At 44.5% G+C, this 23,049-nt stretch carries 26 protein-coding genes; 17 read left to right on the top strand and 9 right to left on the bottom strand.

Annotated elements, in window-relative coordinates; translation table 11 throughout:
• Nucleotides 1–97 precede the first annotated feature (97 nt).
• The 5 genes from secA (at nucleotide 98) to B0I21_RS07955 (ending at nucleotide 6,201) form a co-directional block, all read left to right on the top strand.
• Nucleotides 98–3,403 (top strand): preprotein translocase subunit SecA, encoded by a 3,306-nt coding sequence (gene secA, locus B0I21_RS07935; RefSeq protein ID WP_133639928.1) that lies wholly within the window; start codon nucleotides 98–100, stop codon nucleotides 3,401–3,403.
• Nucleotides 3,404–3,416: 13 nt separating this feature from the next.
• Nucleotides 3,417–3,869, top strand: a complete 453-nt coding sequence (locus B0I21_RS07940) for an SPOR domain-containing protein (RefSeq protein WP_133639929.1) — start codon at nucleotides 3,417–3,419, stop codon at nucleotides 3,867–3,869.
• A 15-nt stretch (nucleotides 3,870–3,884) separates the two neighbouring features.
• Entirely contained in the window at nucleotides 3,885–5,069 is a 1,185-nt protein-coding gene (locus tag B0I21_RS07945) for a M20 metallopeptidase family protein (RefSeq protein ID WP_133639930.1), read from the top strand.
• A 77-nt stretch (nucleotides 5,070–5,146) separates the two neighbouring features.
• Nucleotides 5,147–5,710, top strand: a complete 564-nt coding sequence (locus B0I21_RS07950; RefSeq protein ID WP_133639931.1) for a hypothetical protein — start codon at nucleotides 5,147–5,149, stop codon at nucleotides 5,708–5,710.
• Entirely contained in the window at nucleotides 5,710–6,201 is a 492-nt protein-coding gene (locus B0I21_RS07955) for a GNAT family N-acetyltransferase (RefSeq protein ID WP_133639932.1), read from the top strand. The genes B0I21_RS07950 and B0I21_RS07955 overlap by 1 nt, the downstream gene beginning before the upstream one ends.
• 19 nt (nucleotides 6,202–6,220) lie before the next feature.
• Here the strand turns inward: B0I21_RS07955 and B0I21_RS07960 are convergent, their stop codons facing one another.
• On the bottom strand, nucleotides 6,221–7,528 hold the full coding sequence (locus B0I21_RS07960; protein WP_133639933.1) for a M20/M25/M40 family metallo-hydrolase: 1,308 nt from the start codon (nucleotides 7,526–7,528) through the stop codon (nucleotides 6,221–6,223).
• A gap of 202 nt (nucleotides 7,529–7,730) precedes the next feature.
• Here B0I21_RS07960 and B0I21_RS07965 point away from each other — a divergent pair, with 202 nt between their 5' ends.
• The 4 genes from B0I21_RS07965 (at nucleotide 7,731) to B0I21_RS20545 (ending at nucleotide 10,345) form a co-directional block, all read left to right on the top strand.
• On the top strand, nucleotides 7,731–8,045 hold the full coding sequence (locus B0I21_RS07965; protein WP_133639934.1) for a rhodanese-like domain-containing protein: 315 nt from the start codon (nucleotides 7,731–7,733) through the stop codon (nucleotides 8,043–8,045).
• Nucleotides 8,046–8,294: 249 nt separating this feature from the next.
• Entirely contained in the window at nucleotides 8,295–9,719 is a 1,425-nt protein-coding gene (locus tag B0I21_RS07970) for a Glu/Leu/Phe/Val family dehydrogenase (RefSeq protein ID WP_133639935.1), read from the top strand.
• A 99-nt stretch (nucleotides 9,720–9,818) separates the two neighbouring features.
• Nucleotides 9,819–10,124: a hypothetical protein gene (locus B0I21_RS07975; protein WP_133639936.1), complete on the top strand. Its 306-nt coding sequence runs from the start codon at nucleotides 9,819–9,821 to the stop codon at nucleotides 10,122–10,124.
• Nucleotides 10,121–10,345, top strand: coding sequence for a DUF6358 family protein (locus B0I21_RS20545; protein ID WP_394346347.1), 225 nt, complete (start codon nucleotides 10,121–10,123; stop codon nucleotides 10,343–10,345). The genes B0I21_RS07975 and B0I21_RS20545 overlap by 4 nt, the downstream gene beginning before the upstream one ends.
• A gap of 120 nt (nucleotides 10,346–10,465) precedes the next feature.
• Here the strand turns inward: B0I21_RS20545 and gcvT are convergent, their stop codons facing one another.
• The 5 genes from gcvT to B0I21_RS08000 all read right to left on the bottom strand — a co-directional run bounded on the left by gcvT (nucleotide 10,466) and on the right by B0I21_RS08000 (nucleotide 14,513).
• Complete coding sequence (gene gcvT / locus B0I21_RS07980) at nucleotides 10,466–11,545, bottom strand: glycine cleavage system aminomethyltransferase GcvT (RefSeq protein WP_166637814.1); 1,080 nt, start codon at nucleotides 11,543–11,545, stop codon at nucleotides 10,466–10,468.
• Between the two features lie 96 nt (nucleotides 11,546–11,641).
• A complete protein-coding gene (locus tag B0I21_RS07985) occupies nucleotides 11,642–12,466 on the bottom strand; it encodes a DUF6929 family protein (RefSeq protein WP_133639938.1) in 825 nt (274 codons plus the stop codon).
• Nucleotides 12,463–13,146 carry a pseudouridine synthase gene (locus B0I21_RS07990; RefSeq protein ID WP_133639939.1) on the bottom strand — a complete coding sequence of 228 codons (684 nt, stop codon included), beginning with the start codon at nucleotides 13,144–13,146 and terminating at the stop codon, nucleotides 12,463–12,465. The genes B0I21_RS07985 and B0I21_RS07990 overlap by 4 nt, the downstream gene beginning before the upstream one ends.
• 1 nt (nucleotide 13,147) lies before the next feature.
• Complete coding sequence (locus B0I21_RS07995) at nucleotides 13,148–13,516, bottom strand: DUF4359 domain-containing protein (RefSeq protein WP_133639940.1); 369 nt, start codon at nucleotides 13,514–13,516, stop codon at nucleotides 13,148–13,150.
• A 268-nt stretch (nucleotides 13,517–13,784) separates the two neighbouring features.
• On the bottom strand, nucleotides 13,785–14,513 hold the full coding sequence (locus B0I21_RS08000) for an SIMPL domain-containing protein (RefSeq protein WP_133639941.1): 729 nt from the start codon (nucleotides 14,511–14,513) through the stop codon (nucleotides 13,785–13,787).
• Nucleotides 14,514–14,656: 143 nt separating this feature from the next.
• Here B0I21_RS08000 and B0I21_RS08005 point away from each other — a divergent pair, with 143 nt between their 5' ends.
• A complete protein-coding gene (locus B0I21_RS08005; protein WP_037497624.1) occupies nucleotides 14,657–14,848 on the top strand; it encodes a cold-shock protein in 192 nt (63 codons plus the stop codon).
• Nucleotides 14,849–14,910: 62 nt separating this feature from the next.
• Here B0I21_RS08005 and B0I21_RS08010 read toward each other — a convergent pair whose 3' ends face one another.
• On the bottom strand, nucleotides 14,911–15,351 hold the full coding sequence (locus tag B0I21_RS08010) for a DUF805 domain-containing protein (RefSeq protein ID WP_133639942.1): 441 nt from the start codon (nucleotides 15,349–15,351) through the stop codon (nucleotides 14,911–14,913).
• Nucleotides 15,352–15,438: 87 nt separating this feature from the next.
• A complete protein-coding gene (gene recO / locus B0I21_RS08015; RefSeq protein ID WP_133639943.1) occupies nucleotides 15,439–16,164 on the bottom strand; it encodes a DNA repair protein RecO in 726 nt (241 codons plus the stop codon).
• Between the two features lie 262 nt (nucleotides 16,165–16,426).
• On the opposite strand from recO, the gene rpmB reads away from it, so the two are divergent.
• The 7 genes from rpmB to B0I21_RS08050 all read left to right on the top strand — a co-directional run bounded on the left by rpmB (nucleotide 16,427) and on the right by B0I21_RS08050 (nucleotide 22,129).
• Nucleotides 16,427–16,660 (top strand): 50S ribosomal protein L28, encoded by a 234-nt coding sequence (gene rpmB, locus B0I21_RS08020; protein ID WP_037497627.1) that lies wholly within the window; start codon nucleotides 16,427–16,429, stop codon nucleotides 16,658–16,660.
• A 70-nt stretch (nucleotides 16,661–16,730) separates the two neighbouring features.
• Complete coding sequence (gene rpmG, locus B0I21_RS08025) at nucleotides 16,731–16,913, top strand: 50S ribosomal protein L33 (RefSeq protein ID WP_002998409.1); 183 nt, start codon at nucleotides 16,731–16,733, stop codon at nucleotides 16,911–16,913.
• Between the two features lie 40 nt (nucleotides 16,914–16,953).
• Nucleotides 16,954–17,115, top strand: a complete 162-nt coding sequence (locus tag B0I21_RS08030; RefSeq protein ID WP_133639944.1) for a DUF4295 domain-containing protein — start codon at nucleotides 16,954–16,956, stop codon at nucleotides 17,113–17,115.
• 149 nt (nucleotides 17,116–17,264) lie between these two features.
• A complete protein-coding gene (gene ftsY, locus B0I21_RS08035; protein WP_133639945.1) occupies nucleotides 17,265–18,227 on the top strand; it encodes a signal recognition particle-docking protein FtsY in 963 nt (320 codons plus the stop codon).
• Nucleotides 18,228–18,346: 119 nt separating this feature from the next.
• Nucleotides 18,347–19,681: a 30S ribosomal protein S12 methylthiotransferase RimO gene (gene rimO, locus B0I21_RS08040; RefSeq protein WP_133639946.1), complete on the top strand. Its 1,335-nt coding sequence runs from the start codon at nucleotides 18,347–18,349 to the stop codon at nucleotides 19,679–19,681.
• A gap of 253 nt (nucleotides 19,682–19,934) precedes the next feature.
• Complete coding sequence (gene bshC, locus B0I21_RS08045; protein WP_133639947.1) at nucleotides 19,935–21,524, top strand: bacillithiol biosynthesis cysteine-adding enzyme BshC; 1,590 nt, start codon at nucleotides 19,935–19,937, stop codon at nucleotides 21,522–21,524.
• The gene (locus B0I21_RS08050; protein WP_166637806.1) at nucleotides 21,524–22,129 is read left to right on the top strand and encodes a Crp/Fnr family transcriptional regulator; all 606 of its coding nucleotides are present in this window, start codon (nucleotides 21,524–21,526) and stop codon (nucleotides 22,127–22,129) included. Before bshC ends, B0I21_RS08050 begins: the two co-directional genes overlap by 1 nt.
• Nucleotides 22,130–22,133: 4 nt before the next feature.
• Here B0I21_RS08050 and ctlX read toward each other — a convergent pair whose 3' ends face one another.
• Nucleotides 22,134–23,048 (bottom strand): citrulline utilization hydrolase CtlX, encoded by a 915-nt coding sequence (gene ctlX / locus B0I21_RS08055; RefSeq protein ID WP_133639949.1) that lies wholly within the window; start codon nucleotides 23,046–23,048, stop codon nucleotides 22,134–22,136.
• Nucleotide 23,049: the final 1 nt, after the last annotated feature.

The following is a 23,049-nucleotide window of genomic DNA, read 5'->3' on the forward strand; positions in this document are numbered from 1 at the left end:
CATCTAATAAGTAAATTTGCCCGATTGGTGCCAAAATGTCTGCAAAATAGGATTGGAGTCATTATTGCACAGCGGTAAACGGAGAAAAAAAAAGAATATGTTACAATTTCTAAGTAAATTATTTGGCAGTAAGTCTGAACGAGATATCAAATCCATACAGCCTATTGTAAACAAAATAAAAGAAGAATACGAAAAGCTATCCTCATTATCTAACGATGAACTACGTGGCAAGACCCTAGCCTTCAAAAATAGAATCAAAGAATATTTAGCCGATATAGACAACGAAATAGCTTCACTGAAAGCAGAAGCGGATCAGGACGATGTTGATATGGGCAAGAAAACGGAACTGTACGAAAGGGTAGACAAGCTTTCTAAGGACCGGGATAAAAAACTAGAAGAAGTATTATTAGAAATCTTGCCAGAAGGTTTTGCAGTTGTGAAAGAGACCGCTCGCAGGCTTTCGGAAAACAAGGAAATAGAAGTTACCGCAACGGAGTTTGACCGGGAGATCGCAGGGCGCAAGCCAAACGTAACCATCCAAGGGGATAAGGCCATCTGGAAAAACTCATGGTTGGCTGCAGGAACGGAAGTTACCTGGAACATGGTGCACTATGATGTTCAGTTAATCGGTGGTATCGTGTTGCACCAAGGAAAGATTTCCGAGATGTCGACAGGTGAAGGTAAAACATTGGTGGGTACATTGCCAACCTATTTAAATGCTTTGTCGGGGCAGGGAGTACACATTGTGACCGTGAACGACTACCTAGCACGTCGTGACTCCGAGTGGAACGGGCCACTTTTCGAGTTCCACGGCTTAAGCGTCGATTGTATCGATAAACACCAACCGAACTCTCCACAACGCAGAAAAGCATACCTGTCCGATATTGTTTACGGTACCAACAATGAATTCGGTTTTGACTATTTGCGTGATAATATGACGCAGTCTCCTGATGCTATGGTGCAACGTAAACTGCATTTTGCCATGATCGATGAGGTGGATTCTGTCTTAATCGATGATGCACGGACACCTCTTATTATCTCTGGACCAATTCCACGTGGCGATCAGCACGAGTTCTACCAATTGAAACCGCGCATTGAGCGTTTAGTTAACGCACAAAAAGCCTATATCAACACGGTTTTCAATGAGGCGAAGAAAGCCATCGCAGCGGGCAATAGCGATGCTGAAGGCGGCGGTATGTCATTACTGCGTGCTTACCGTGGACTTCCTAAAAACAAGGCATTGATCAAGTTCCTGTCGGAGAGCAACCACAGACAGCTTCTTCAAAAAGTAGAAAACTACTATATGCAAGAACAAAACCGCAATATGCCCAAGGTAGATGCGGAATTGTTTTTCGTGATCGATGAAAAGAACAACCAGGTAGAATTAACGGAAAAAGGTATTGAGTTGATCACGGCGTCTGGCGAAGATCCATCATTCTTCATCCTTCCCGATGTAGGCTCTGAAATAGCCGATATAGAACGTTCTGATCTCTCGCTAGAAGATAAAGCGCAGAAAAAAGAAGAGTTGTTGCGCGATTATTCGATCAAATCAGAGCGCATACACTCCATCAACCAGTTGTTGAAGGCCTATACCTTATTTGAAATTGATGACCAATACATCGTTGATGAAGGGAAAGTAAAAATTGTCGACGAGCAAACGGGTCGTATTATGGAAGGCCGTCGTTATTCGGATGGTTTACACCAGGCTATCGAAGCGAAAGAGAATGTAAAGGTAGAGGATGCTACGCAAACCTACGCAACCATTACCTTACAAAACTACTTCCGGATGTACCATAAGCTGTCAGGGATGACGGGTACAGCATCTACAGAGGCAGGTGAGCTTTGGGAAATCTATAAATTAGATGTAGTTGAGATTCCGACTAACCGTAATATACAGCGTGATGACCGTCAAGATTTCATCTACCGTACCGCACGCGAAAAATACAATGCGGTGGCTCAAGAGATCCAACGTCTTACGGAAGAAGGCAGACCTGTATTGGTCGGTACTACATCCGTCGAGATCTCGGAATTGCTAAGCCGTATGCTGAAACTACGCGGTATTAAACATAACGTATTAAATGCAAAACTCCACCAAAAGGAAGCCGATATCGTTGCCGAAGCTGGTCGTCCTGGCCAGGTTACGATTGCGACGAACATGGCTGGTCGGGGTACCGATATTAAGTTAACAAGCGACGTTATCCAGGCCGGCGGTTTAGCCATCATCGGTACCGAGCGCCACGAGTCTCGTCGTGTAGACCGCCAGTTGCGTGGTCGTGCTGGCCGTCAGGGAGATCCGGGATCGTCACAGTTTTTTGTGTCGTTGGAAGACAACTTGATGCGCCTTTTCGCGTCAGAACGTATATCCAACATCATGGTGAAAATGGGTGTCGAGGAAGGCGAAGTGATGCAACACAGTATGTTAACGAAGTCTATCGAAAGAGCCCAACGTAAGGTAGAAGAGAATAACTTTGGTATTCGTAAACGCTTGTTGGAGTATGACGATGTGATGAACTCGCAGCGGACAGTAATCTACTCGAAGCGTAAAAATGCCCTTTTTGGTGAGCGTTTAGACGTCGACTTAAACAATACCATTTTTGATGTGGTGGAGGATGTGGTTATCGAAGCAAAAGAAGGAGGCACGTATGAAGAGTTCCAAATCGAAGTCATTCGTTTATTTGCCATTAATCCTGAGGTAACGGCTGAGGAGTTTACACAAACAAATACAGTGAATCTAACCGATAAGCTGTTCCAGCAGATTATCGAACACTATCACGATAAGGCGCTACAGATCGCCGAGCAAACGCTGCCTGTACTGACCAATGTAATGGCGGAACGTGGTGCCATGATTGAGAATGTGGTTGTTCCGTTCAGTGATGGTATTCGTGGCATACAAGTTGCAACCAATCTACAGAAGGCCGTAGAGTCAAATGGACGTGAAGTTTTCAAATCTTTTGAAAAAGGTATAGTACTGGCGCTTATCGACGAAGCGTGGAAGGAGCACCTTCGCGAAATGGATGACTTGAAGCAATCGGTTCAAAACGCCGTTTACGAACAGAAAGATCCCATCATAATCTATAAGATGGAAGCCTATAACTTGTTCAAGAGCATGTTGGCCTCTATGAATAAAGAGATTGTAAGCTTCTTGTTCAAAGGTGAAATTCCGGGGCAGCAGCAACAGCCGCAAAATATCCAAGCCGCTCGTCCGGTTCCGGCTCAACCGGCGCAGGTTAAGGCAACTAAAGCAGAACTATCTTCGCCCACCGGCGTTTCTGAAGAAGACAGCGATACGCGTGAGCAACAGATTACGCAGCCCATCCGTAAAGAGCAGACGGTAGGTCGCAATGACGAGTGTCCCTGTGGCTCTGGTTTGAAATATAAAAACTGTCACGGTAAAAACAGTTAAAAAGAATATTGAAATGTTATATAAAGGGTTGATACTAGGTTTCGTTCTTGTTGCATGTGTTCAAATAAGCAATGCCCAAACGGGTGTGGTCGAAGTACAAAAGGATTCGCTGATTGGCGTATTGCAGCAATATAGAGCAGAGAATGGTATCAACCCCACCACAGCGCGTATGGTAAGCTTGGGTTCTAAAGTGGTGGATAAGAAGAATGCGAAACGCGTGAAAGTGCGTGGTTTTCGTGTACAGATCTTCTCGGGGTCCAGCCGAAATGAAGCCTATGCTGTCCAATCGAGATTCCAGAATGCCTATAAAGATATGGGGAGCTATGTTACCTATAACGAGCCCAATTACCGCGTGAAGGTAGGTGATTTCCGCAGCAGAGCGGAGGCTACGAACTTCATGCGCGTGTTGCGTTCCCAATACAGCAATGTGTTTGTCTTTACAGAGGATATCTGGGCTTACGAATAAAAACCTCCATGCACCATGTTAAAAGATAAAATAAAGCAACTTGCTGAAGTATTTTTTGATGAAACGGTTGCCATCAGACGTCATTTGCATCAAAATCCGGAACTTTCTTTTGAAGAGTACCAAACCGCAGCTTTTGTGCGGCAAAAGCTCGATCAATTAGGTATTCCGCATGAAACGATGGCCAATACCGGTGTTGTCGCACTTATCCACGGCGAGAAGCCCGTTGGAAAGGTGTTGGCATTACGTGCAGATATGGACGCGCTACCTATACAAGAAGTTGAAGGAAGAACCTATGGCTCGCAAAACGAAGGCGTGATGCACGCTTGCGGGCATGATGTTCATACATCATCGTTACTCGGCGTGGCAGCTATTTTGCAATCGTTGCGCGCGGAGTTTGGCGGCACTGTAAAGCTTATATTTCAACCGGGTGAGGAGCGCCTTCCTGGTGGTGCATCCATCATGATCAAAGAAGGCGTATTACACAATCCGGCGCCAGCAGGCATTATCGGTCAACATGTCATGCCACTTATTGAGGCCGGAAAGGTCGGATTTCGTTCCGGGAAATACATGGCATCCTGCGATGAGCTGTTTATGACGGTGAAAGGACGTGGAGGACATGGTGCACATCCGCATCAAAATATCGATCCTATTGCTATCACGGCGCAGATCATCACTGCTATGCAGCAGATCGTCAGCAGAAATGCTGATCCGCGTATACCGTCCGTGCTGTCGTGGGGCAAAATTATTGGCCAAGGGGCTACCAACGTGATCCCCGATGAAGTGCATCTGGAAGGTACGTTTCGTACGTTTGATGAGACTTGGCGAGCCGACGCGCACGAGCGTATGGTCAAAATGGCCGTGGGCATTGCCGAAAGCATGGGTGCAACATGTGACTTTGAAGTGCGAAAAGGATACCCTTTTTTAATTAATGAACCGACCATCACCGAGGCATCGCGTGGTTATGCTATCGAATACTTAGGCAAAGACAATGTGGTGGAGCTGGATATCTGGCCGGCGGCAGAAGACTTTTCGTACTATTCGCAAGAGATTAGCGCTTGTTTTTATCGACTGGGCACAGGGAATAAGGAAAGAGGAATTCAATCTGCTGTTCATACCCCATCTTTCGATATTGATGAGCATGCACTTAAAACAAGCATCGGCCTGATGGCTTATATCACCTTGAAGCAGCTGGGCGAATAAGAATGTGTTCCGTGCAAAAATAGCCAACAGGCGAGAGCATAGTTTATAGCGTCCATTCAACTCAAAGTTTATCACAGATGTCATCCCATCATATTGTCAGAGAAAATCAAGAACCTGCACTTATCGTAGCGACTAGCGAAGCGTTAGATAGCGAGCAGTTAGGACAGCTACTGGAGTGGAGCCCCACTATTTTGACAGACAATTATACAATCGACTTTCTATTGGCCCAAGGGATAAAGGTCGATATCGTTTTTACGCATCAGGAAACCAACTATGCCCAAGAGCAGATTAAGCAATTTTCTATTCAAAAAGACTTTATCACCGAGGCGTTGGAATATCTCATTGCCCATCAATATAAAGCAGTGAATATTGTCTGTGATTCGCTACACCCGTCGTTTTTGCATGTTGCGGATGCGATTAATGTCGTGGTCTTTGCTGCGGGAAAACGTCTGGTGTATGTGCAGCATACGTACGAGAAATGGAAGGTGAAAGGGGATCGGATTTATGTGGATGAAACGCAACTGAAATCCGTAGTTGGTTTACGCAAGGTCACAGATAACGTTTTTGAAACCGAGCAAGATGGCTTTTTTTATCTCGGGTTTAATTCCGACAGTTTTGTAGCGGTAGGAGAGCGCTTGTAATGCAGTTCGTCGAGGCACAGGAAGCCGACTGGCCGATCATCGAAAAGCTTGCTCAACAAAGCTGGTGGCACGGCTACGCGAACGTGCTATCCGATCAGCAAATCCAATTTATGCTGCAGCAACTCTATAGTGAGGAAGGAATCCGTAAGGCGATGCAGACCGGCCAGCGCTTCTATTTGGCCACCGAAAACCACAATTCTATTGGTTTCATGGCTTTACAGCATAAGCAACCCGATATTTTGCGTATAGAAAAGCTATATCTGCTTCCGCAGGTACAAGGCAAAGGCTACGGTCGTGCGTTACTGGATTTTGCGCAACAGCGAGCGTTGGCGCTGCAGATTCACACGATAGAGCTGAACGTTAACCGTAAAAACAAAGCCTACTTCTTCTATCTAAAACAGGGTTTCCATATTGTCGAAGAAATTGACATCCCCTATTTTAATTTCATATTGGATGATTACATCATGCAGAAAACTATACCCACAACATAGGCATTGCTAGGCAGATCAGCTACTTGAGTTTTTCTACCCGCGACGGCGTTTGCTCGCCCTTTATAATTCCTTCTACCCCTTTCGCAATCGCTTCAATACTGGATTTAATGTTCTGGATATCCAGCGTGGACACTTCGTCTTTGACGGTGTGGTAATAGCTATCCTTATCAATTTGTGAGGTAGAGAACGTATGTGCTGGGACACCTAATGCCGCTAACACCGCATTATCGCTTCGGTAAAAGAGGTTTTGCTGCGGGTAGGGGTCTGGATGAAAGGTGAATTCGGTTCCTCGCAGGTGCTCCTGCATCAGCTTGGCCAGATTGGAGTTTTCGTAGCCCGTTACATAGAGCGAGTTTGGCCCAAATTTTGAATCCTTGCCGATCATCTCGATATTGATCATGGCCACCACTTTATCGGCGTCGATATGATTGGAAAAGTATTTCGAGCCGAACATGCCGATTTCCTCGGCCGTAAAAGCCACAAAGATCAAAGTCCGCTCATTGATATCCGCTTTTTTAAAATACTTGGCCAGCGCAATCATCGCCGTCGTACCCGAAGCATCGTCGTCGGCTCCATTTGCAATGGAGTCCTGCCCGACAGCATCTAAAATTCCGATATGGTCATAATGCCCGGAGAACACCACAAATTCTTCAGGCTTAGATTTTCCGGGAATGACTGCAGCAACATTAAACAGTGGAAAATCCACACGCGAGGTGGATGCACTGATCTCATAACTGCTTGCTGCAGCTTTTTTCAGGATAAACACCTTGCTGGGACCGTCGCTAGTTTGCTCTTGTTTCGGTACCACATTTTCACGGGAAAATATCTTTTTAAAACGAGCTAACATCGGCGCAAAAGAAGCATCAACCCAAACAATGCTGTTATTTGGATTCTCGCGTACGATCTGGCGAAAGCGTTGTGAAAAATCTTCACCAGCTTTAATTTCCAGATTTTCTATGCTTGATGCCGTATTCCAGGAAAGCGTGCCCGCGTTGCTGAGCAGCACAAATTCGTCCTCTTTTAAAGGTTTGCCATTTATCTTAACTGCTTGTTTGCCGTTCGTAATCTTTGTCACCTCAAAAGACTGCCTATAGTTATCTTCCGCGTAGGGCTGTAAACCCGCCTCGCGAAATTCCGAAGCAATGAAGTCAGCGGCGCGGCCAATATCTGTGCTCAGCGAGGCACGGCCACGCATCTCATCCGATGCTAATGTTTCTACCATCCGTTGAATATCGGATAATTCTGCCACCTGCGCCTGTGCCGATGGAAGAAGCGAGGCTGAATATAAAAAGGAGAGCAAAGCGCTGTATACGAATGTTGTTTTCATGTTTATTTCGTTGTCTTGGTCCGGCTGTTTTGCCCCAATTGGAGGGTAGCAGCCTCATCGCTGCTAAAAATAGTACATTTCGCTTATAATTGAAAGTCTCGATAGGGGTAAACCTCCAATGCTGACGCGAGCACATGCTGTAATTATAATTGCATATCCACGTAACTTTACTTAAGTTTATCGTAGATAAAAGGAATTAGATATGAAAGAAGTTACAGTTCAAGAATTGAAAGACATGCTGGATCGTCAAGATGAATTTCAATTGATAGATGTTCGCGAGCCGTTCGAATATGAAGTTTCTAACCTGAACGGCCTCAATATTCCCTTGGCCGGCATCGTCATCGAATCCGATAAGATTGATAAAGATAAGCCCGTCATTATTCAATGCCGTAGTGGAAAGCGAAGCGCGCAGGCAGTGATGGTTTTGGAACAGCAAGGTTTCGACAATTTGGCCAATTTAAAGGGCGGAATTTTGGCGTGGAAAGAAGAGATTGATCCCGAAATGGACGTTTACTAGTCTGTATCGCGAATACACCGAGTTGAAAGGAGGCCTATATGGCCTCCTTTTTGGTTGCAGTAAGGGTATATCCGTTACGAAATTGCCACGTTAGACCCGCATTTTTTACCTCTTCTAAAACAAAACGCCTTTTTAAACGTAAAAAAGGTAAATGTTTTAGCGAAGTGCTCAAATGATAAATAGATAAGCTAAAGTTTTATAAATTTAATTTCTGAAATAAAACCAACAGTAAACACAAAAATCGAAGGTATGGCAATAATGAACACAGAAAACAATACTTTTTTTGAAAGCGTTCAACGAAATTTTGACAAAGCGGCGGCCCACACGCGCTTTGACAAGGGCGTATTGGCCCAGATTAAGGCGTGTAACTCTATTCTGCGGATCAAGTTTCCGGTGAAAATAGGCGATCAGGTAGAGGTTATTGAAGCGTATCGGGTACAGCACTCGCATCATAAATTACCGTGCAAGGGCGGTATTCGTTTTAGCATGGAGGTCGATCAGGAAGAAGTCATGGCGCTTGCCGCATTGATGACCTACAAATGTGCGATTGTGAATGTTCCGTTTGGTGGTGGTAAAGGTGGGATCAAGATTGATTCAAAAAAATATACAGATTTTGATCTGGAAAAGATCACTCGCCGCTATACTTCCGAGCTGTGCAAAAAGAATTTTATTGGTCCAGGTATCGATGTTCCTGCTCCTGACTATGGAACAAGTGCACGCGAAATGAGCTGGATATTAGATACGTACTCTTCGTTGAACCCCGGCGATATTAATGCGCAGGCTTGTGTAACGGGTAAGCCGATTTCGCAGGGTGGTGTGCGCGGGCGCACAGAGGCCACCGGTTTAGGTGTATTTTTTGGTATTCGCGAAGCGGTCTCGTTTGCAGATGATATGGAGAAGCTTGGTTTGACGACGGGTATTGAGGGGAAACGTGTCATTGTGCAAGGTCTTGGAAACGTGGGTTATCATACCGCAAAGTATTTTCAGGAAGCTGGGGCCAAGCTTGTCGGCCTTATCGAGTTTAACGGTGCCATTTACAGCGAAGAGGGCTTAGATCTAGATGCTGTTCAGGCGCATAGACAGACAACCGGTGGTATTCTTGACTTTCCGGGCGCCATCAATTTTACCGATCCTGCTGCAGGCTTGGAACAAGATTGCGACATTCTTATTCCGGCCGCGTTGGAAAGTGTTATCCATAAAGACAACGCTGATCGAATCAAAGCAAAAATTATTGGTGAAGCAGCGAATGGACCTATAACAGCCGAGGCGGACGAAATATTGAACAGTAAAGGCATTCTAGTGCTCCCCGATGTTTATCTAAATGCAGGAGGTGTAACGGTATCCTACTTTGAGTGGCTTAAAAACTTGAGCCGTGTACGTTATGGCCGTTTGGAAAAGCGCTTCAACGATAACATGTACAAAGAGCTTATCGATATTATCGAATCGATGACGGGTAAGCGGGTCTCTGATTTGGAGAGGAAGACCATTTTGCGCGGACCAGACGAGATTGATTTGGTGCACTCCGGTCTGGAAGATACGATGATCGGTGCTTACCGCGAAATCCGCGACATCCATGTTTCACTGGAAGGGAAAGGCGATCTGCGAACAGCCGCATTCATCTGCGCGATCAACAAGATCGGTGTAGCTTACGAAGAATTGGGCATTTTCCCATAACGGGGGGCTTTCTAAAGCAAGTCTTGGTCTGATGAATAGGCAACGCCGGAAAGAGATCCGGCGTTGCTTTTATTGGCGAGGATTCCGTAATTTTATCCCATGCGGAATCTCATACAGCAAACTCGTCAAGCATTTTATTTTAGTCTCGGCTTTTATATATTAGCCATCGCCCTAAAACTCTTCCAATTTACTTTTGCCGATGTGTTGATTAGTATCGCTCTGCTACTCTCGCTGGTATGGACGGTGTTGGTGCTTCGCGAGGTCATGCTTTCCCAAAATTTGACAAACGTCGAGCGCTTGTTATTAATAATTTTTATCATCTTTGGCAACATCATCGCCGGTATCGCTTACTTTTTCTTTATCCGCGAGCGGGTGGTGCCAGGACAGGGGAGTAACAAATCATGACAAAATTCTTTATATTAAATGTTGTTTTAAACTTTGCCATTGCGTTTTTAGTGTATAGTGGTATTAAGTCGTTTCAAGCAAACAACCATCTTTTTCTTTTTATTTCTATTGCGGTTATGATCGTTTTGATCTACCTTAAAGTTGTGCTACTCAAGGTCGTAAAAAAGAACGCCGCGACAAAGGCACAAGCACCTACGAAACTGAAAAAACAGAAAAAATAGCACAAGAAGCGTTTTTTATAACGTACAGTGCAAAAGCAAACAGCACATCGGTCGCTAAACCGATGTGCTGTTTTTTCGTGATGTCACTATGCGCGTATCGGATGTTTTTTCTAAAGCGTGTTATTTAACAAAAGGCGCTTTGCGGACTACCGCCTTAATAGGTTGGTTCCGTATAGAAACAAATATTTCCGTTCCGTCTTTTGCGAACGCTGTGTTTACATAGCCCAAACCGATTGATTTTTTCAATGTTGGTGATTGCGTGCCTGACGTTACACGGCCGATCTTGTTACCAGCAGCGTCCACAATTTCGTAGTCATGACGAGCAATGCCGCGGTCGATCATTTCAAAGCCAACAAGCTTGTGGTCTACACCACGCTCTTTCTCGGCCTTCAGGTTTTCGCTATTCACAAAGTCTTTGGAAAACTTGGTTACCCAGCCAAGGCCGGCCGCTAATGGAGAGGTATTATCATCAATATCATTACCATATAAGCAGAAGCCCATTTCTAAGCGCAGCGTATCGCGAGCGCCAAGACCGATTGGCTTGATGCCATACGATGCACCGGCTTCAAAAATAGCGTCCCAAACCTTCTGTGCGTCTTCATTGGCCACATAGATCTCGAAACCGCCCGCCCCCGTGTAGCCGGTAGCCGATACCAACACGTTATCTACACCAGCAAAGGTGCCTTTTTGAAACGTATAATACTCCATGGGAGCAAGCTCGATATCGGTTAATGATTGCAAGGCTTCAGCAGCTTTAGGTCCCTGCACAGCAAAAAGCGACGTTTGGTCGGATATATTTTTCATGTCCACCCCATCCGTATTATATTTGCTAATCCAGTCCCAGTCTTTTTCAATATTAGAAGCGTTGACTACTAAAAAGTAAGTCTGCTCATCAATGCGATATGTCAAAAAATCATCTACGATCCCGCCCGTTTCATTGGGTATATAGGCATATTGTACCTTGCCATCATACAGCTTAGCGACGTCGTTCGACGATATTTTCTGCAGCAAATCCAGCGCTTTCTCCCCTTTCACGATAAACTCACCCATGTGGCTCACATCGAAGACGCCAACCGCCGTTCGTACTGTTTCGTGTTCATCATTAATTCCGGAGTACTGAACAGGCATGTTGAAGCCTGCAAAAGGAACCATTTTTGCACCTAAGGTTTGATGGTGCTCGGAAAGCGCGGTGTTTTTAATCATAGCAATCTGATAAATTCTATTTTTTCCAAAAATAGGCAAAAAACGGGCATTAATAGACTAAAAATAGTGGTTAGTTTAAAAATCCGCCATCGATTATCGTTTTATTCGAACCTTGTAGATCGTGGATGATGCCGTATCGTTGTCTGGATCTTCGCATAGCAAAAACTCGACAGCCTGTCTTGTTTTACGGTAAGGGGTAATGCCTTCAAATTTATGGCCGAGTGCTAAGGTTTCGGTATACTCCACCGCCCTGCTTTTCGGATCCAACCGCCCGATCACAGTACCTTTTACTTCCCCATCGTGGTAGCTGGAATTGCTATCTTCCGCTGCTGCTATAAAATATATTTTCCCATCCATTTGGGTGGCATCGGTAAAGCCAGTGCTTACCCCTTGCAGGGTAGGGAGCGCGACATGGAAAAAAGCTTTAGGGGCAAAGGTGTACTTATCCAATATAAATATCCCATTCTGCTTGCCAGGACCATTTCCGCGGTTGAACAGCCAAAGTTCTTCGCCGTAGGGCAGCGCACCTTCGATGTTGAAATCTTGATCAGCAATAGAAAAATCTGTTTTTAGTTGCTGATAAATAGGGCCTAGATCAACACTGTCTTTTGTACCGAGCTTCGGATCATAGCAAACCATACTGTTCCGGTTTTTGCCGGATCCTGACCCAAACACATAGAGCTTGGCGTCAATCTCGGTGATTGCTTCGAAGTCGGCTTTCTCTTTTTTTGGAATATTTTCCAGAACATCTCCCGAAAGCAATGTCATGGTATCGAGCTTTTTTTGCTTCAGATGATAGGTATACAACAACTTACTGTTATCAGAGATAACCGTTATGGCGTCGTCTTTAAACAGCAGCCCAGATGCAGCAGCTATTCCGTGTATGGTTAGCCATACATCCAAAATCAATTTTTTCATGCTTGTAGCTTTAATAAGTCCAGTACACGCTGAAATTCGCTATGTAGCGGGGCTTCAATGACAATTTTCTCTTGTGTGCGGGGGTGCGAAAAACAGAGCTTTTGTGCATGCAATAGCATCGTGTCCATGGCAAATCGATCTTTCCACATTTTATTTTGCTTATTGCAGCCATGGGGTCGGTCTGCTATGATTGGATGAAAGACGTGCGCGAAATGTTTCCGGATTTGATGCATTCGGCCTGTCTCAGGGATCGCTTCGACCAGCGAATAGCGCGACGTTTCGAATTTGCCAAGGGGGATGTTCACCTCCGCCCGGGAAATGGTCTTGAAATGGGTTAGCGCCTCTTGGACCGTTCCGTTTTCTTTTCGAAGCGGATAATCGATGCTGCCGCTATCTTCCATGTATCCACGCACAACGGCGAGGTAGGTCTTGTCGATGCGCCGATCGGCAAAGAGTTGTTGCGCCATGCTATCCATTTCCTTATTGAGAGAAAACAGAAGCACGCCGCCTGTTTTTCGGTCTAGCCGGTGCGCCGGATATACCGTTTTTTGGATCTGGTTGCGGAGGATCTGTAGCGCAAATTCGGATGTGTCAGCCGCGATAGAGGAGCGGTGTACCAACAAACCATGCGGCTTGTTTACGGCGATAAGCTCTTCGTCTTGATAAAGAATATCTAACATATTATCGGGCTTTGATCATGTCCACAATAGCTGCGGCCTTTTCGTCGATCTTTTTGCTCAGCCAAACGTGTTGGAAAGCCCCCACTCCCAGGATAGTTTCCTGATTATCCCAATGCACTTTCGTCACCGAAAACAGAAAGTAATTGTCTGTCTTGATGTGGTTTTTCATGAATTGATCGATCAGCGTATTGCCAAAAAGCTGCACGCCGAAATCAACGATGCTCTGGTTTTCTGAGCCAGCCTGCTCTTTTAGCAATACAATAGCTTTTGCACGTACGGCGTCTTCGTGCTGCTCTTTGGTTGGGTTTGTCCAGAACGCCAACACCATCAGTATAATGACGGCTAGGGCGAATATTCTTGTTTTGCTCATCCGTACAAAAATACGATTTTACTTGAGCAAAGTGAGGGGGTAGGAATTTATAAGGGGCTGTCCAAAAAGATAATTGATCAACTTCAAAATGCGTCATTGCGAGGAAGTATGACGACCGCCGAAGGAAACCAATCTGCATTTTTATTTTCTAAGATTGCTTCGCCGTCGTTTCTCCTTCTCGCAATGACGAAAGGTAGTAGTTTTTAAACAGCCTCTTCTGTATTTATTATCCGATGTGCTTGAAAAAGGCACATCCATTGACTTTAATTTATAATAGCTCAAAAATGCCGTCAATATTGCAGATCAGCTTGATTGGGCGTACGCTAATATCAAGACTCTGCTCCATGCCACCTGCCATATCAGCCGACTCCATTTGCACTTTAGCCATGCTGTAGGCGCGGGGCGAAGGCATGATGTCGTTCCAGCCGAAAGAGCTATTGTCATTAATGGCTAATACCTTGCCGATCTTATCTCCGGTAGCTGTTGCGATGATCTCGGCATTCGCGCGCGCATCTTGCACGGCTGCCACCTTTAATTCCTTTTCAATCTGGCGCTTTTGCGAATGGTCGTAGCCGTTGATTGACGTGCTTTGCACCCCCTTAGGATCAACCTTATCCATCATCCCATTTAGGCCATTCAAGTTCGAGATTTTGAGGCGATATTGCTTGGCTTGCAAAAGCTCATTGTTACCCTTCTTTTTCGTGTCATAATTGTAGCTGTACACGTTTTGTATGGTAAAGTCCTCTTTCTTGACGCCAATAGCGAGCGCCGCGTTGTACAACTGTTTCTCTAAGGTTTCGATGTCTACCTTTTTCTTACTGTTCCCATCTACAAAATACTCCCTAAGCGAAATCGATAGGTATACGATATCGGGTGTAACTTCCCGTTCTGCGTAGCCTCTTGTAGAGACTTTTCTACTAAACTCGTAGTTGCTGTTCTGTGCGCTTGCGATTGTTACCATACAGAGTGCTAAAAGTAAACCTGTCAATTTTTTCATGTTCTTTGTTTTATACTTCTTACAAATATGTTTTCAATTTGTTTGACCACAAAAAAAAGTTTTCGTTTAAAATTTTCGGAAGAAATAAAGAGACATTGAAAAATAATTTATACCTTTAGTTTTAATACAAAACAAAATTAACAATGCAAGAAGGCGTAGTAAAATTCTTTAATGAGACCAAAGGTTTCGGTTTCATCATTCCTAACTCTGGCGAGAGCGAAATCTTCGTTCACGTGTCAGGATTAGTAGACAAAGTTCGTGAGAATGACCATGTGTCATTTGAAATCGAGCAAGGCCGTAAAGGTCTTAATGCGGTAAATGTAAAGCTTATCTAAAATAGATTTCAAATATATTTATTGTGAAAAAGCCAGATCCTATAGATCTGGCTTTTTTATGATTAAGGGTTGGGGTTATTAAACGGATTATTTGGTGTTGGCGGGAAGTTGGTAAAAGGGTTTCCTCCGCTTTCACCCGTTTTTGGATCGGGACCAAACTCATTCGGGCCAACATCGCCTTCTTTGATCATCAAATACAGATAGTACAGATTGACGAAGGGGATGAAGTTAAAAATAATATACCAAGTTGGGCAACCCGTGTCGTGTAGACGACGCACACCAACGGCAAGGGTCGGGATAAGTACAGCTAAACCTACCAAAGATAGAAGACCGGTAAAAATCATGCCTAATGACTCACTGATAAACGTTAGTATACCGCCTACAATCAGTAATGCAATATAAATACCGATCATAACGAGAACAAACATCCAATACTCTTTGCGTCGTGCTCGCCCTTCAAAATTCGCGTAGTTGTCTCTCACAACTTTTAGAAACCATTCCATAGGTAATATTATTTTAATTATAAAAAATTTGTTACTTATCCTGTTTCTCAACAAAATAGGTTCCAAAATGTTTGTCCAACTAAAAAATTATTGAAAAATCTCCTCAAAAATGTACAGGGAGTGTACGCTACCAAAATTTTCAGTATGCAACTTATAGAATTCCAGCACCTTCTCTAACAAGTACTTTCGTTCTGTTTTAAGCATCCGTACCTGCTGCGAGTCTTCGAAGCTTGTTTTCAATAGCTGTTGAAAAATAGAAGTGTGCGGCTCTTGAAGAACATGGCTGTGGGCAGGCAGGTTGTGGCAAAAAACACCGTCAAGCAAGTCAAAGTAAGGGAAAGATTGCGTGGTATGCTGGAGTGGAAGGAACCCTAAAAATCGGCTTAATCTAACTAAAAATATAAGATGGAAGTTGGCTAGGCCGGTAGGTGTTGTATCAAACCATAATATGGCTTGCACGATAAAATGAAAAAGGAAGGGATCAGCAGATTGTTGACGGAGCACCTTGTATAATATTTCATTGATAAACATAGCCACTGCGCTTTTGCGCATATCAAACGGAATCTCGTGCAACAGCGGCAGTTGCCGAACTTCTTGTATACGCTGCAATCCACCCGCATCTTTATGGTAGACCACCATGTCTAAAGGGTGTAAAGGCTGGAAGAGATTGGCCGATATTTTAGCTTTAGGTTTCTTCGCGCCATTGATCAGAAACGCTTGCATACCAAAAGCTTCAGTAAATACATGTGCTACGATGCTACTCTCTGAGTAGCTCGTCGTTTTTAAGGCTATTCCTTTTGTTTTATGGAGCATTCCGTTTTGTTGATCGCTCAAATATACAAAGGAATAAGAAAGGCGCGTAAGGCATGGATGTGAATTGTGGAAAACTATTTGTTCGGCGATCGGCCGATTCGGGTGGAGAAAAAGCTTACTTTTGCGATATACAGCAAGGTGCTTCCCAAAATTTAAAAATTATTATTTCCCTTCCTTGCAATTCCCAAAAGAAATATTGATATTTGCAAACTCTTTGTGAAAAGAGGAAAAAGACAATAGATAACATTAAAAATCAAATATCATGTCAAGAATTTGTGATTTAACAGGCAAGGCGGCATTAAAAGGAAATAACGTTTCGCACTCAAACGTAAAGACTAAGCGTAAATTTTACCCGAATTTACAGACTAAACGTTTCTACATTCCAGAAGAAGATCGTTGGATTACGTTGAAAGTATCAACATCTGCAATCAAAACTATTAACAAGAACGGTATTACAGCAGTTATCAATAAATTTATCCAAAAAGGATCTATTTAATTAACACCGCCTGTTATCAAAATATTCATGAAATCTATCTGTCAGCTGGCGGATTAAACAACGTAAAACAATGGCTAAAAAGGGAAATAGAGTACAAGTAATCTTAGAATGTACTGAGCACAAGGAAAGTGGTCTTCCGGGCATGTCTCGTTATATCACTACGAAGAACAAAAAGAACACAACAGAGCGTTTGGAATTGAAAAAATTCAATCCTGTGCTTAGAAAAGTAACTGTTCACAAAGAAATTAAGTAATTCACTTTCGAGCATTTTGCTCGCTTAAAAATATAAAACAATGGCAAAGAAAGCAGTTGCATCGTTACAAAAAGGGGGTGGTAAAGAGTTTACTAAGGTTGTCCTTACCGCTAAATCTGCAAAAACTGGAGCCTATACTTTCAAAGAGAGTATGGTGCACAACGATAAAGTAAAAGAGGTTTTAGCAGCAGCTTCTAAATAAGCTAAGCAGGAATTTTCCTTTTTTAAAGTTTATCTTTAAAAAGAAAGAAGCCGTTTTGGTATACGCCGAAAGGGCTTTTTTAGTATAGCTGATTTTGCCTATATTTGGCAGGTTGTAAGCAAGGCATAACCATTTCTAATAGGTTACATATGGGATTATTCGATTTCTTTAAGAAAAAGCAGGAAACAGAAGAGGCACAAGAAGCTCTTGATAAAGGTTTGGAAAAAACAAAAGAGGGTTTTCTTTCCAAAATTACCAAAGCAGTAGTCGGTAAATCGACCATCGATGATGAGGTACTGGATAATCTGGAAGAGGTGTTGGTGATGTCGGACGTAGGGGTAACCACAACGCTGAAAATTGTTGACCGTATTCAGAAGCGTGCTGCACGAGATAAGTATGTCACAACAGATGACCTGAACCGCTTGCTGAAAGAAGAAATTCAAGACCTGCTTGCGGAGAATAATAGCAATGATTTTGAAACTTTTGAATATGGTAGCCATAAGCCCTATGTGATCATGGTTGTGGGCGTAAATGGCGTGGGCAAAACCACGACCATAGGCAAGCTTGCACATCAGCTTAAAGAGGCGGGCAACAAAGTGGTCCTGGGCGCTGCCGACACCTTTCGTGCTGCGGCTGTTGACCAAATACAACTTTGGGGAGACCGCGTCGGTGTTCGCGTTGTCGCGCAACCCATGGGTTCTGATCCCGCATCCGTTGCCTACGACACGGTTAAGTCTGCTGTAGCAAACGGCGACGATGTGGCAATTATTGATACTGCCGGACGTTTGCATAATAAAGTCGGCTTAATGAACGAGCTGACGAAAATTAAAAACGTCATGCAGAAAGTAGTGCCCGATGCACCGCATGAAATATTATTGGTGTTAGATGCTTCTACCGGGCAGAATGCTATCGAACAGGCGACGCAATTTACGCAGGCCACCGATGTGAATGCGCTAGCGTTGACCAAGCTAGACGGTACCGCTAAAGGTGGCGTTGCCATCGGCATATCGGACCAGTTTAAAATTCCCGTGAAGTATATCGGCGTAGGCGAGAAAATCGGCGATTTGCAACTGTTCAATAAGAAAGACTTCGTCGAAAGTTTGTTTAAATAGGGAAACGTTTCACGTTGAACCGGAATACAGCGGTTTCTTCGGGAGCGCAATAAAGGAAATTGAGGATACGCTCGGATGCTTGCCGAAAAGCGGGTAGCCCGAACGCTGAAGAGAAGAAGATGAAAACAAAATATGCAAAGGTAGCGTCCCCGGTCAGTAAACCGCGGGTCAATGTCGTGACATTGGGCTGCTCCAAAAATATCCATGACTCCGAAGTCTTGATGGGGCAGTTGAAAGGCAACCAAATGGAAGTTGTGCACGAGGCTTCCAACATTCGTGCTCATGATATCGTCGTGATTAATACCTGTGGGTTTATCGACAATGCTAAGCAGGAGTCTATTGATACGATCCTACAATATTCAGCACTTAAAGACCAAGGTAAAGTTAATAAAGTGATTGTTACGGGTTGTCTTTCTGAACGGTATAAGCCTGAATTGCAGGCCGAAATTCCGAATGTGGACGCCTACTTTGGAACGAATGATTTACCCGAATTGTTGTCGACACTAGGCGCTGATTACCGGCATGAGCTGTTGGGCGAGCGCCTGCTAACGACACCTTCCCATTTTTCATACTTCAAAATTGCCGAAGGCTGTAACCGGCCTTGTTCGTTTTGCGCCATTCCGTTAATGCGCGGTAAACATGTGTCTAAATCTATAGATGATTTGGTGAAAGAAGCGAAGTTTTTGGTGTCAAATGGCACGAAAGAGCTGATTCTTATAGCGCAAGACCTCACCTATTATGGTTTGGATATCTACGGTAAGCGAAATTTGGCTGATTTGATGCGGCATCTGTCAGATGTGGATGGTATCGAATGGATTCGATTGCAGTACGCTTATCCGTCCGGCTTCCCGATGGATATCTTGGATGCGATGAATGAGCGCTCCAATATTTGCAATTACCTGGATATGCCCCTACAGCATATCAGCGACAACATGTTAAAATCCATGCGCCGCGGTACCAGCAAGCAAAAGCAAATTGATCTGGTTAATCAGATCCGTGATAAGGTGCCGGATATCGCGCTACGCACTACGCTGATTTGTGGATACCCCGGAGAAACAGAGCAGGATTTTGAGGAGATGCTGGAATGGGTGGAGGCTTCTCGCTTTGATCGTTTGGGATGTTTTACCTATTCCCATGAAGAAAAGACCCATGCTTTTAGCTTAGTCGATGATATTGCTGAGGAGGTGAAGGAATCTCGTGTAGAGCAAATCATGGAAGTACAGCAAGGCATTTCGTTTGAGAAAAACCAAAACAAGATCGGAAATACCTATAACGTATTAATCGACCGTCTTGATGGCGACTATTTCATTGGCCGTACGGAGTATGATTCGCCCGAGGTCGATAACGAAGTGGTGCTGAACGCAAAAGATAATTATGCCCGTATTGGCGACTTTGTTCAGGTTCATATTGATCGGGCGGAAGACTTCGATCTTTACGGAACAGTAATAAAGTAAAGATGCCTCCATACAAATCGCGAGCCCTACAGCTCGCGATTTGTATTTGATACGCTGTGGATCGGATAAGCTTGTATAAAGCTATTGTCAAATAAGCACTAAATTGGGATGTCATCTTCGACCTTTTCTGAAAATTATGTAATTTGACCAACTGTTCGGTGATACTCAAATTCGTTTTATCGATTGATTAGTATGCGTAAGAAGTTCATTCTTCACATCTTTTGATCCCGACGCAACAAAGTAGAAGAGATAAATGAAAGCAACCTATATCGATTACAGCGATACCGCAAGTTTTTCCGACACCTTACTGGCCTATCTGTCGAATGATGAGCAACTGAAGCCATTTTACGGAGAGCGACCAGATTTTGAAGGATTTCGCGCACAGATCGATCGGCGACAAGATTTCCCGCATCGGGAGCTGTTGGTTGCCCAGCTGAAGGAACAATATGGCGCGATCCTGGAACAATCGCCGCGTGTAGCGGCGCATGTGTCCCTGCTGGGCGAGCGGAATACATTTACGGTAACTACAGGGCATCAGCTCAATATATTCACTGGGCCGCTTTATTTTATCTTCAAAATCGTAACCGCCATACGCTTAGCGAAAGACTTAAAGGCAGCTTTTCCAGCCTATAACTTTGTGCCCGTTTATTGGATGGCTACCGAAGACCATGATTTTGCGGAAATTAACCATACGCGGGTCTTTGGGAAGAAGATCAGCTGGGACATTCCGGCTGTCTCGGGCACCGGTAGGATGTCTACAGCTAGCATCGCCGATACGGTAAAGCAATATTGCAACACCTTTGGGTTATCGCCCAATGCCGATCGGCTGAAGGCCATTGTTGAGCAAGCCTATCTGCAAGGTTTATCCTTAGCGGATGCCACGAGAACGATGGTTAATGAACTTTTCAAACAGCAAGGGCTTGTGATTATTGATGCAGACCGGGAAGCCTTCAAGCGCGTTTTCATCCCTTGCATCGAGCAGGACATTCTGGAAGAAAAGAGTGTGAAAGCCATCGCGAACGCTTCGAAGAAGTTGGAGGATTTGGGCTTTCAAACGCAGGTTCACGCGCGAGACATCAACTTCTTTTACCTGACGGATGAATTCCGCGAACGCATTGTCCGCCTGCAAGATGGCCGTTTTGAAGTCCTTCATCAAGATCTATACTTCAGCCCCGATGAGCTTAAAGCGGAGATTGAAAACCATCCGGAGCGGTTCAGTCCAAACGTGGTTATGCGCCCGTTGTATCAAGAGATTATTCTGCCGAATTTGGCCTACATAGGCGGGGGGGCAGAAATTGTGTATTGGCTGCAACTGAAATCTAATTTCAATCAATATGATGCGCCGTTTCCTATCTTGGTACCCCGCAATTCGGCGATGATCACCGACGATAGTGTCACGAGTAAAATATTCCGTTTAGACCTCACCTTTAAAAGTATTTTTAAATCAGCAGATGCGTTGAAGAGTGAATACGTGCGCCGGCATACCAAACACCGTCTCAATTTACGCGACGAGTGGATGGAACTCAACTCCATCTTTGGCAAAATAAAGCTGCGCACGCATAAGATTGATCCAAGCTTAGGAGCCAGCACGGAAGCCGTAAAAGCGCGATTGAAGAAAGCAATCAATAGCTTGGAGAAGAAGCTCCTTAAAGCCGACAAACACAATTACGAAGATGCGCTGATCCAAATAGAGCGCGTCAAGGATAAGCTTTTCCCCAACGGCGGTCTGCAGGAGCGATCGGAAAACTTTGCCTCGCTATATGTTAAGCACGGGGAGCCTCTGATAGACGAGCTGGAAAAGCACTTCAATCCGCTCGACTTTAAATTTACAATCCTATACTAGTGGATAACGCCGCACATATTTTGCAAGATAGCCGCTTCTATACCTACTACAGGGAGAAGGGTGGCTTATCGCGCGATGATTTTGAAGCGCTCAAGCCGTACTATGCTTTCAAGACGGTACCGCATAACACCTACCTCTTGCGTGCAGGTGAAGTTGGTCACTATGCCTTCTTTGTGGAGAGTGGTTTATTGCAGTCTTTCTCCTTGGACGAAAAAGGGGGGGAGCACATCTTGCAGTTTGCACCGGAAAATTGGATTATAGCGGATAGAGCTAGTCAATATTTTAACAAGCCCTCGGATTATTACATTAAAGCCATTGAGTATTCCACGGTGGTGTATATACAGCCCACATTTATGGAAAAAGCTTCGCAACGGCGCACTGAATTTGCCTGCTTTCTGGAAAATTCGCTGCAGCGCAATATTTACATACAGCAGAAACGAATCAACTCCCTGCTGGCGATGACGGCGAAGGAACGTTACCTCTCGTTCATGGACATGTATCCCGGGTTGCTCCTGCGGGTGCCACAATGGATGATTGCTTCGTATTTGGGTATTACCCCGGAAAGTCTTAGCCGTGTGCGTCGGGAACTTCTTAGCGACCGGTAGGCAATTAATAAAATACTTCTGCAACCATACAACGTGCGCTACCGCCACCACCTTGTTCTATCGTGCCGAGTGGGGAATGTATGATACAGCCATATTTTTCGAGCTCCTTTATCTGCGCGGCCGTAAAGCTGTGGTAGGCCTGCGTACTCATCACGATATGCGGCTCGCCTGTTATAGCATGTACCTCTAAAATGTTTCCGGCGAAATTTGTCATCTGTTGTTCGCTAATTTCGACAATGCTTTTTCCACTATCTTGCAAGCGGGTGATCAGTTGCTCCCGAGCGAGGAGATTGTCTACCGCCTCCAGGCATACCACGGCGAAGGCCGTCCCGATGGAAAGCATCACATTGGTGTGGTAGATGGCTTTGCGCAGCCCGTCAACGGTTTGATTTGCCTCAAAGATAAAGGGATCATATCCTAAATCCAGACAAAATTGATGCACGATTCCGGCATCTGCCCGGGGTGATAATGCGCAGTATGCTATTCGCTTCACTCGATCCAAGATCAAACTTCCTGTGCCTTCCAAAAAGCGATGTTCCCGTTCATAGGCCGTGTAATCTATTAAATCGTCAAATGCTAAGCCCCATTTTTCCAGCGCTTCCACATAGTTTAGTTGCCGTTCGCGGCGGCGATTATCGGCAAACATCGGGTACAGCACGGCAGATCTTTTGTGGAAGGATATGCAATTGTTTGGAAAAACACTGTCAGGTGTGTCAAACAATCCCTCATCCTGCAGCACCAGTGTATTGATTTTATGGTCGCTAAGTTGCTCTACAAAGCGATCAAACTCCTGCAGGGCTAGCTCTGCGGCATTGTGTGCGGTGATATCTGCTTGAAAATAGTTGTTTACAACCGTCTCCTCATTCTTTCGGAAACGGTATGGCCTAACCAATAGAACAGTGTCTGTCGTCTGTTTCATA

Origin of the sequence: Sphingobacterium paludis (assembly GCF_004364125.1) — a bacterium.
Lineage (GTDB): Bacteria > Bacteroidota > Bacteroidia > Sphingobacteriales > Sphingobacteriaceae > Sphingobacterium > Sphingobacterium paludis.

What these genes read in the sequence shown, in the direction of transcription:
- secA (WP_133639928.1), top strand. Translation starts at nt 98, where the DNA reads ATGTTACAATTTCTAAGTAAATTATTTGGCAGTAAGTCTGAACGAGAT.
- B0I21_RS07940 (WP_133639929.1), top strand. Translation starts at nt 3,417, where the DNA reads ATGTTATATAAAGGGTTGATACTAGGTTTCGTTCTTGTTGCATGTGTT.
- B0I21_RS07945 (WP_133639930.1), top strand. Translation starts at nt 3,885, where the DNA reads ATGTTAAAAGATAAAATAAAGCAACTTGCTGAAGTATTTTTTGATGAA.
- B0I21_RS07950 (WP_133639931.1), top strand. Translation starts at nt 5,147, where the DNA reads ATGTCATCCCATCATATTGTCAGAGAAAATCAAGAACCTGCACTTATC.
- B0I21_RS07955 (WP_133639932.1), top strand. Translation starts at nt 5,710, where the DNA reads ATGCAGTTCGTCGAGGCACAGGAAGCCGACTGGCCGATCATCGAAAAG.
- B0I21_RS07960 (WP_133639933.1), bottom strand. Translation starts at nt 7,528, where the DNA reads ATGAAAACAACATTCGTATACAGCGCTTTGCTCTCCTTTTTATATTCA.
- B0I21_RS07965 (WP_133639934.1), top strand. Translation starts at nt 7,731, where the DNA reads ATGAAAGAAGTTACAGTTCAAGAATTGAAAGACATGCTGGATCGTCAA.
- B0I21_RS07970 (WP_133639935.1), top strand. Translation starts at nt 8,295, where the DNA reads ATGGCAATAATGAACACAGAAAACAATACTTTTTTTGAAAGCGTTCAA.
- B0I21_RS07975 (WP_133639936.1), top strand. Translation starts at nt 9,819, where the DNA reads ATGCGGAATCTCATACAGCAAACTCGTCAAGCATTTTATTTTAGTCTC.
- B0I21_RS20545 (WP_394346347.1), top strand. Translation starts at nt 10,121, where the DNA reads ATGACAAAATTCTTTATATTAAATGTTGTTTTAAACTTTGCCATTGCG.
- B0I21_RS07985 (WP_133639938.1), bottom strand. Translation starts at nt 12,466, where the DNA reads ATGAAAAAATTGATTTTGGATGTATGGCTAACCATACACGGAATAGCT.
- B0I21_RS07990 (WP_133639939.1), bottom strand. Translation starts at nt 13,146, where the DNA reads ATGTTAGATATTCTTTATCAAGACGAAGAGCTTATCGCCGTAAACAAG.
- B0I21_RS07995 (WP_133639940.1), bottom strand. Translation starts at nt 13,516, where the DNA reads ATGAGCAAAACAAGAATATTCGCCCTAGCCGTCATTATACTGATGGTG.
- B0I21_RS08000 (WP_133639941.1), bottom strand. Translation starts at nt 14,513, where the DNA reads ATGAAAAAATTGACAGGTTTACTTTTAGCACTCTGTATGGTAACAATC.
- B0I21_RS08005 (WP_037497624.1), top strand. Translation starts at nt 14,657, where the DNA reads ATGCAAGAAGGCGTAGTAAAATTCTTTAATGAGACCAAAGGTTTCGGT.
- B0I21_RS08010 (WP_133639942.1), bottom strand. Translation starts at nt 15,351, where the DNA reads ATGGAATGGTTTCTAAAAGTTGTGAGAGACAACTACGCGAATTTTGAA.
- recO (WP_133639943.1), bottom strand. Translation starts at nt 16,164, where the DNA reads ATGCTCCATAAAACAAAAGGAATAGCCTTAAAAACGACGAGCTACTCA.
- rpmB (WP_037497627.1), top strand. Translation starts at nt 16,427, where the DNA reads ATGTCAAGAATTTGTGATTTAACAGGCAAGGCGGCATTAAAAGGAAAT.
- rpmG (WP_002998409.1), top strand. Translation starts at nt 16,731, where the DNA reads ATGGCTAAAAAGGGAAATAGAGTACAAGTAATCTTAGAATGTACTGAG.
- B0I21_RS08030 (WP_133639944.1), top strand. Translation starts at nt 16,954, where the DNA reads ATGGCAAAGAAAGCAGTTGCATCGTTACAAAAAGGGGGTGGTAAAGAG.
- ftsY (WP_133639945.1), top strand. Translation starts at nt 17,265, where the DNA reads ATGGGATTATTCGATTTCTTTAAGAAAAAGCAGGAAACAGAAGAGGCA.
- rimO (WP_133639946.1), top strand. Translation starts at nt 18,347, where the DNA reads ATGAAAACAAAATATGCAAAGGTAGCGTCCCCGGTCAGTAAACCGCGG.
- bshC (WP_133639947.1), top strand. Translation starts at nt 19,935, where the DNA reads ATGAAAGCAACCTATATCGATTACAGCGATACCGCAAGTTTTTCCGAC.
- ctlX (WP_133639949.1), bottom strand. Translation starts at nt 23,048, where the DNA reads ATGAAACAGACGACAGACACTGTTCTATTGGTTAGGCCATACCGTTTC.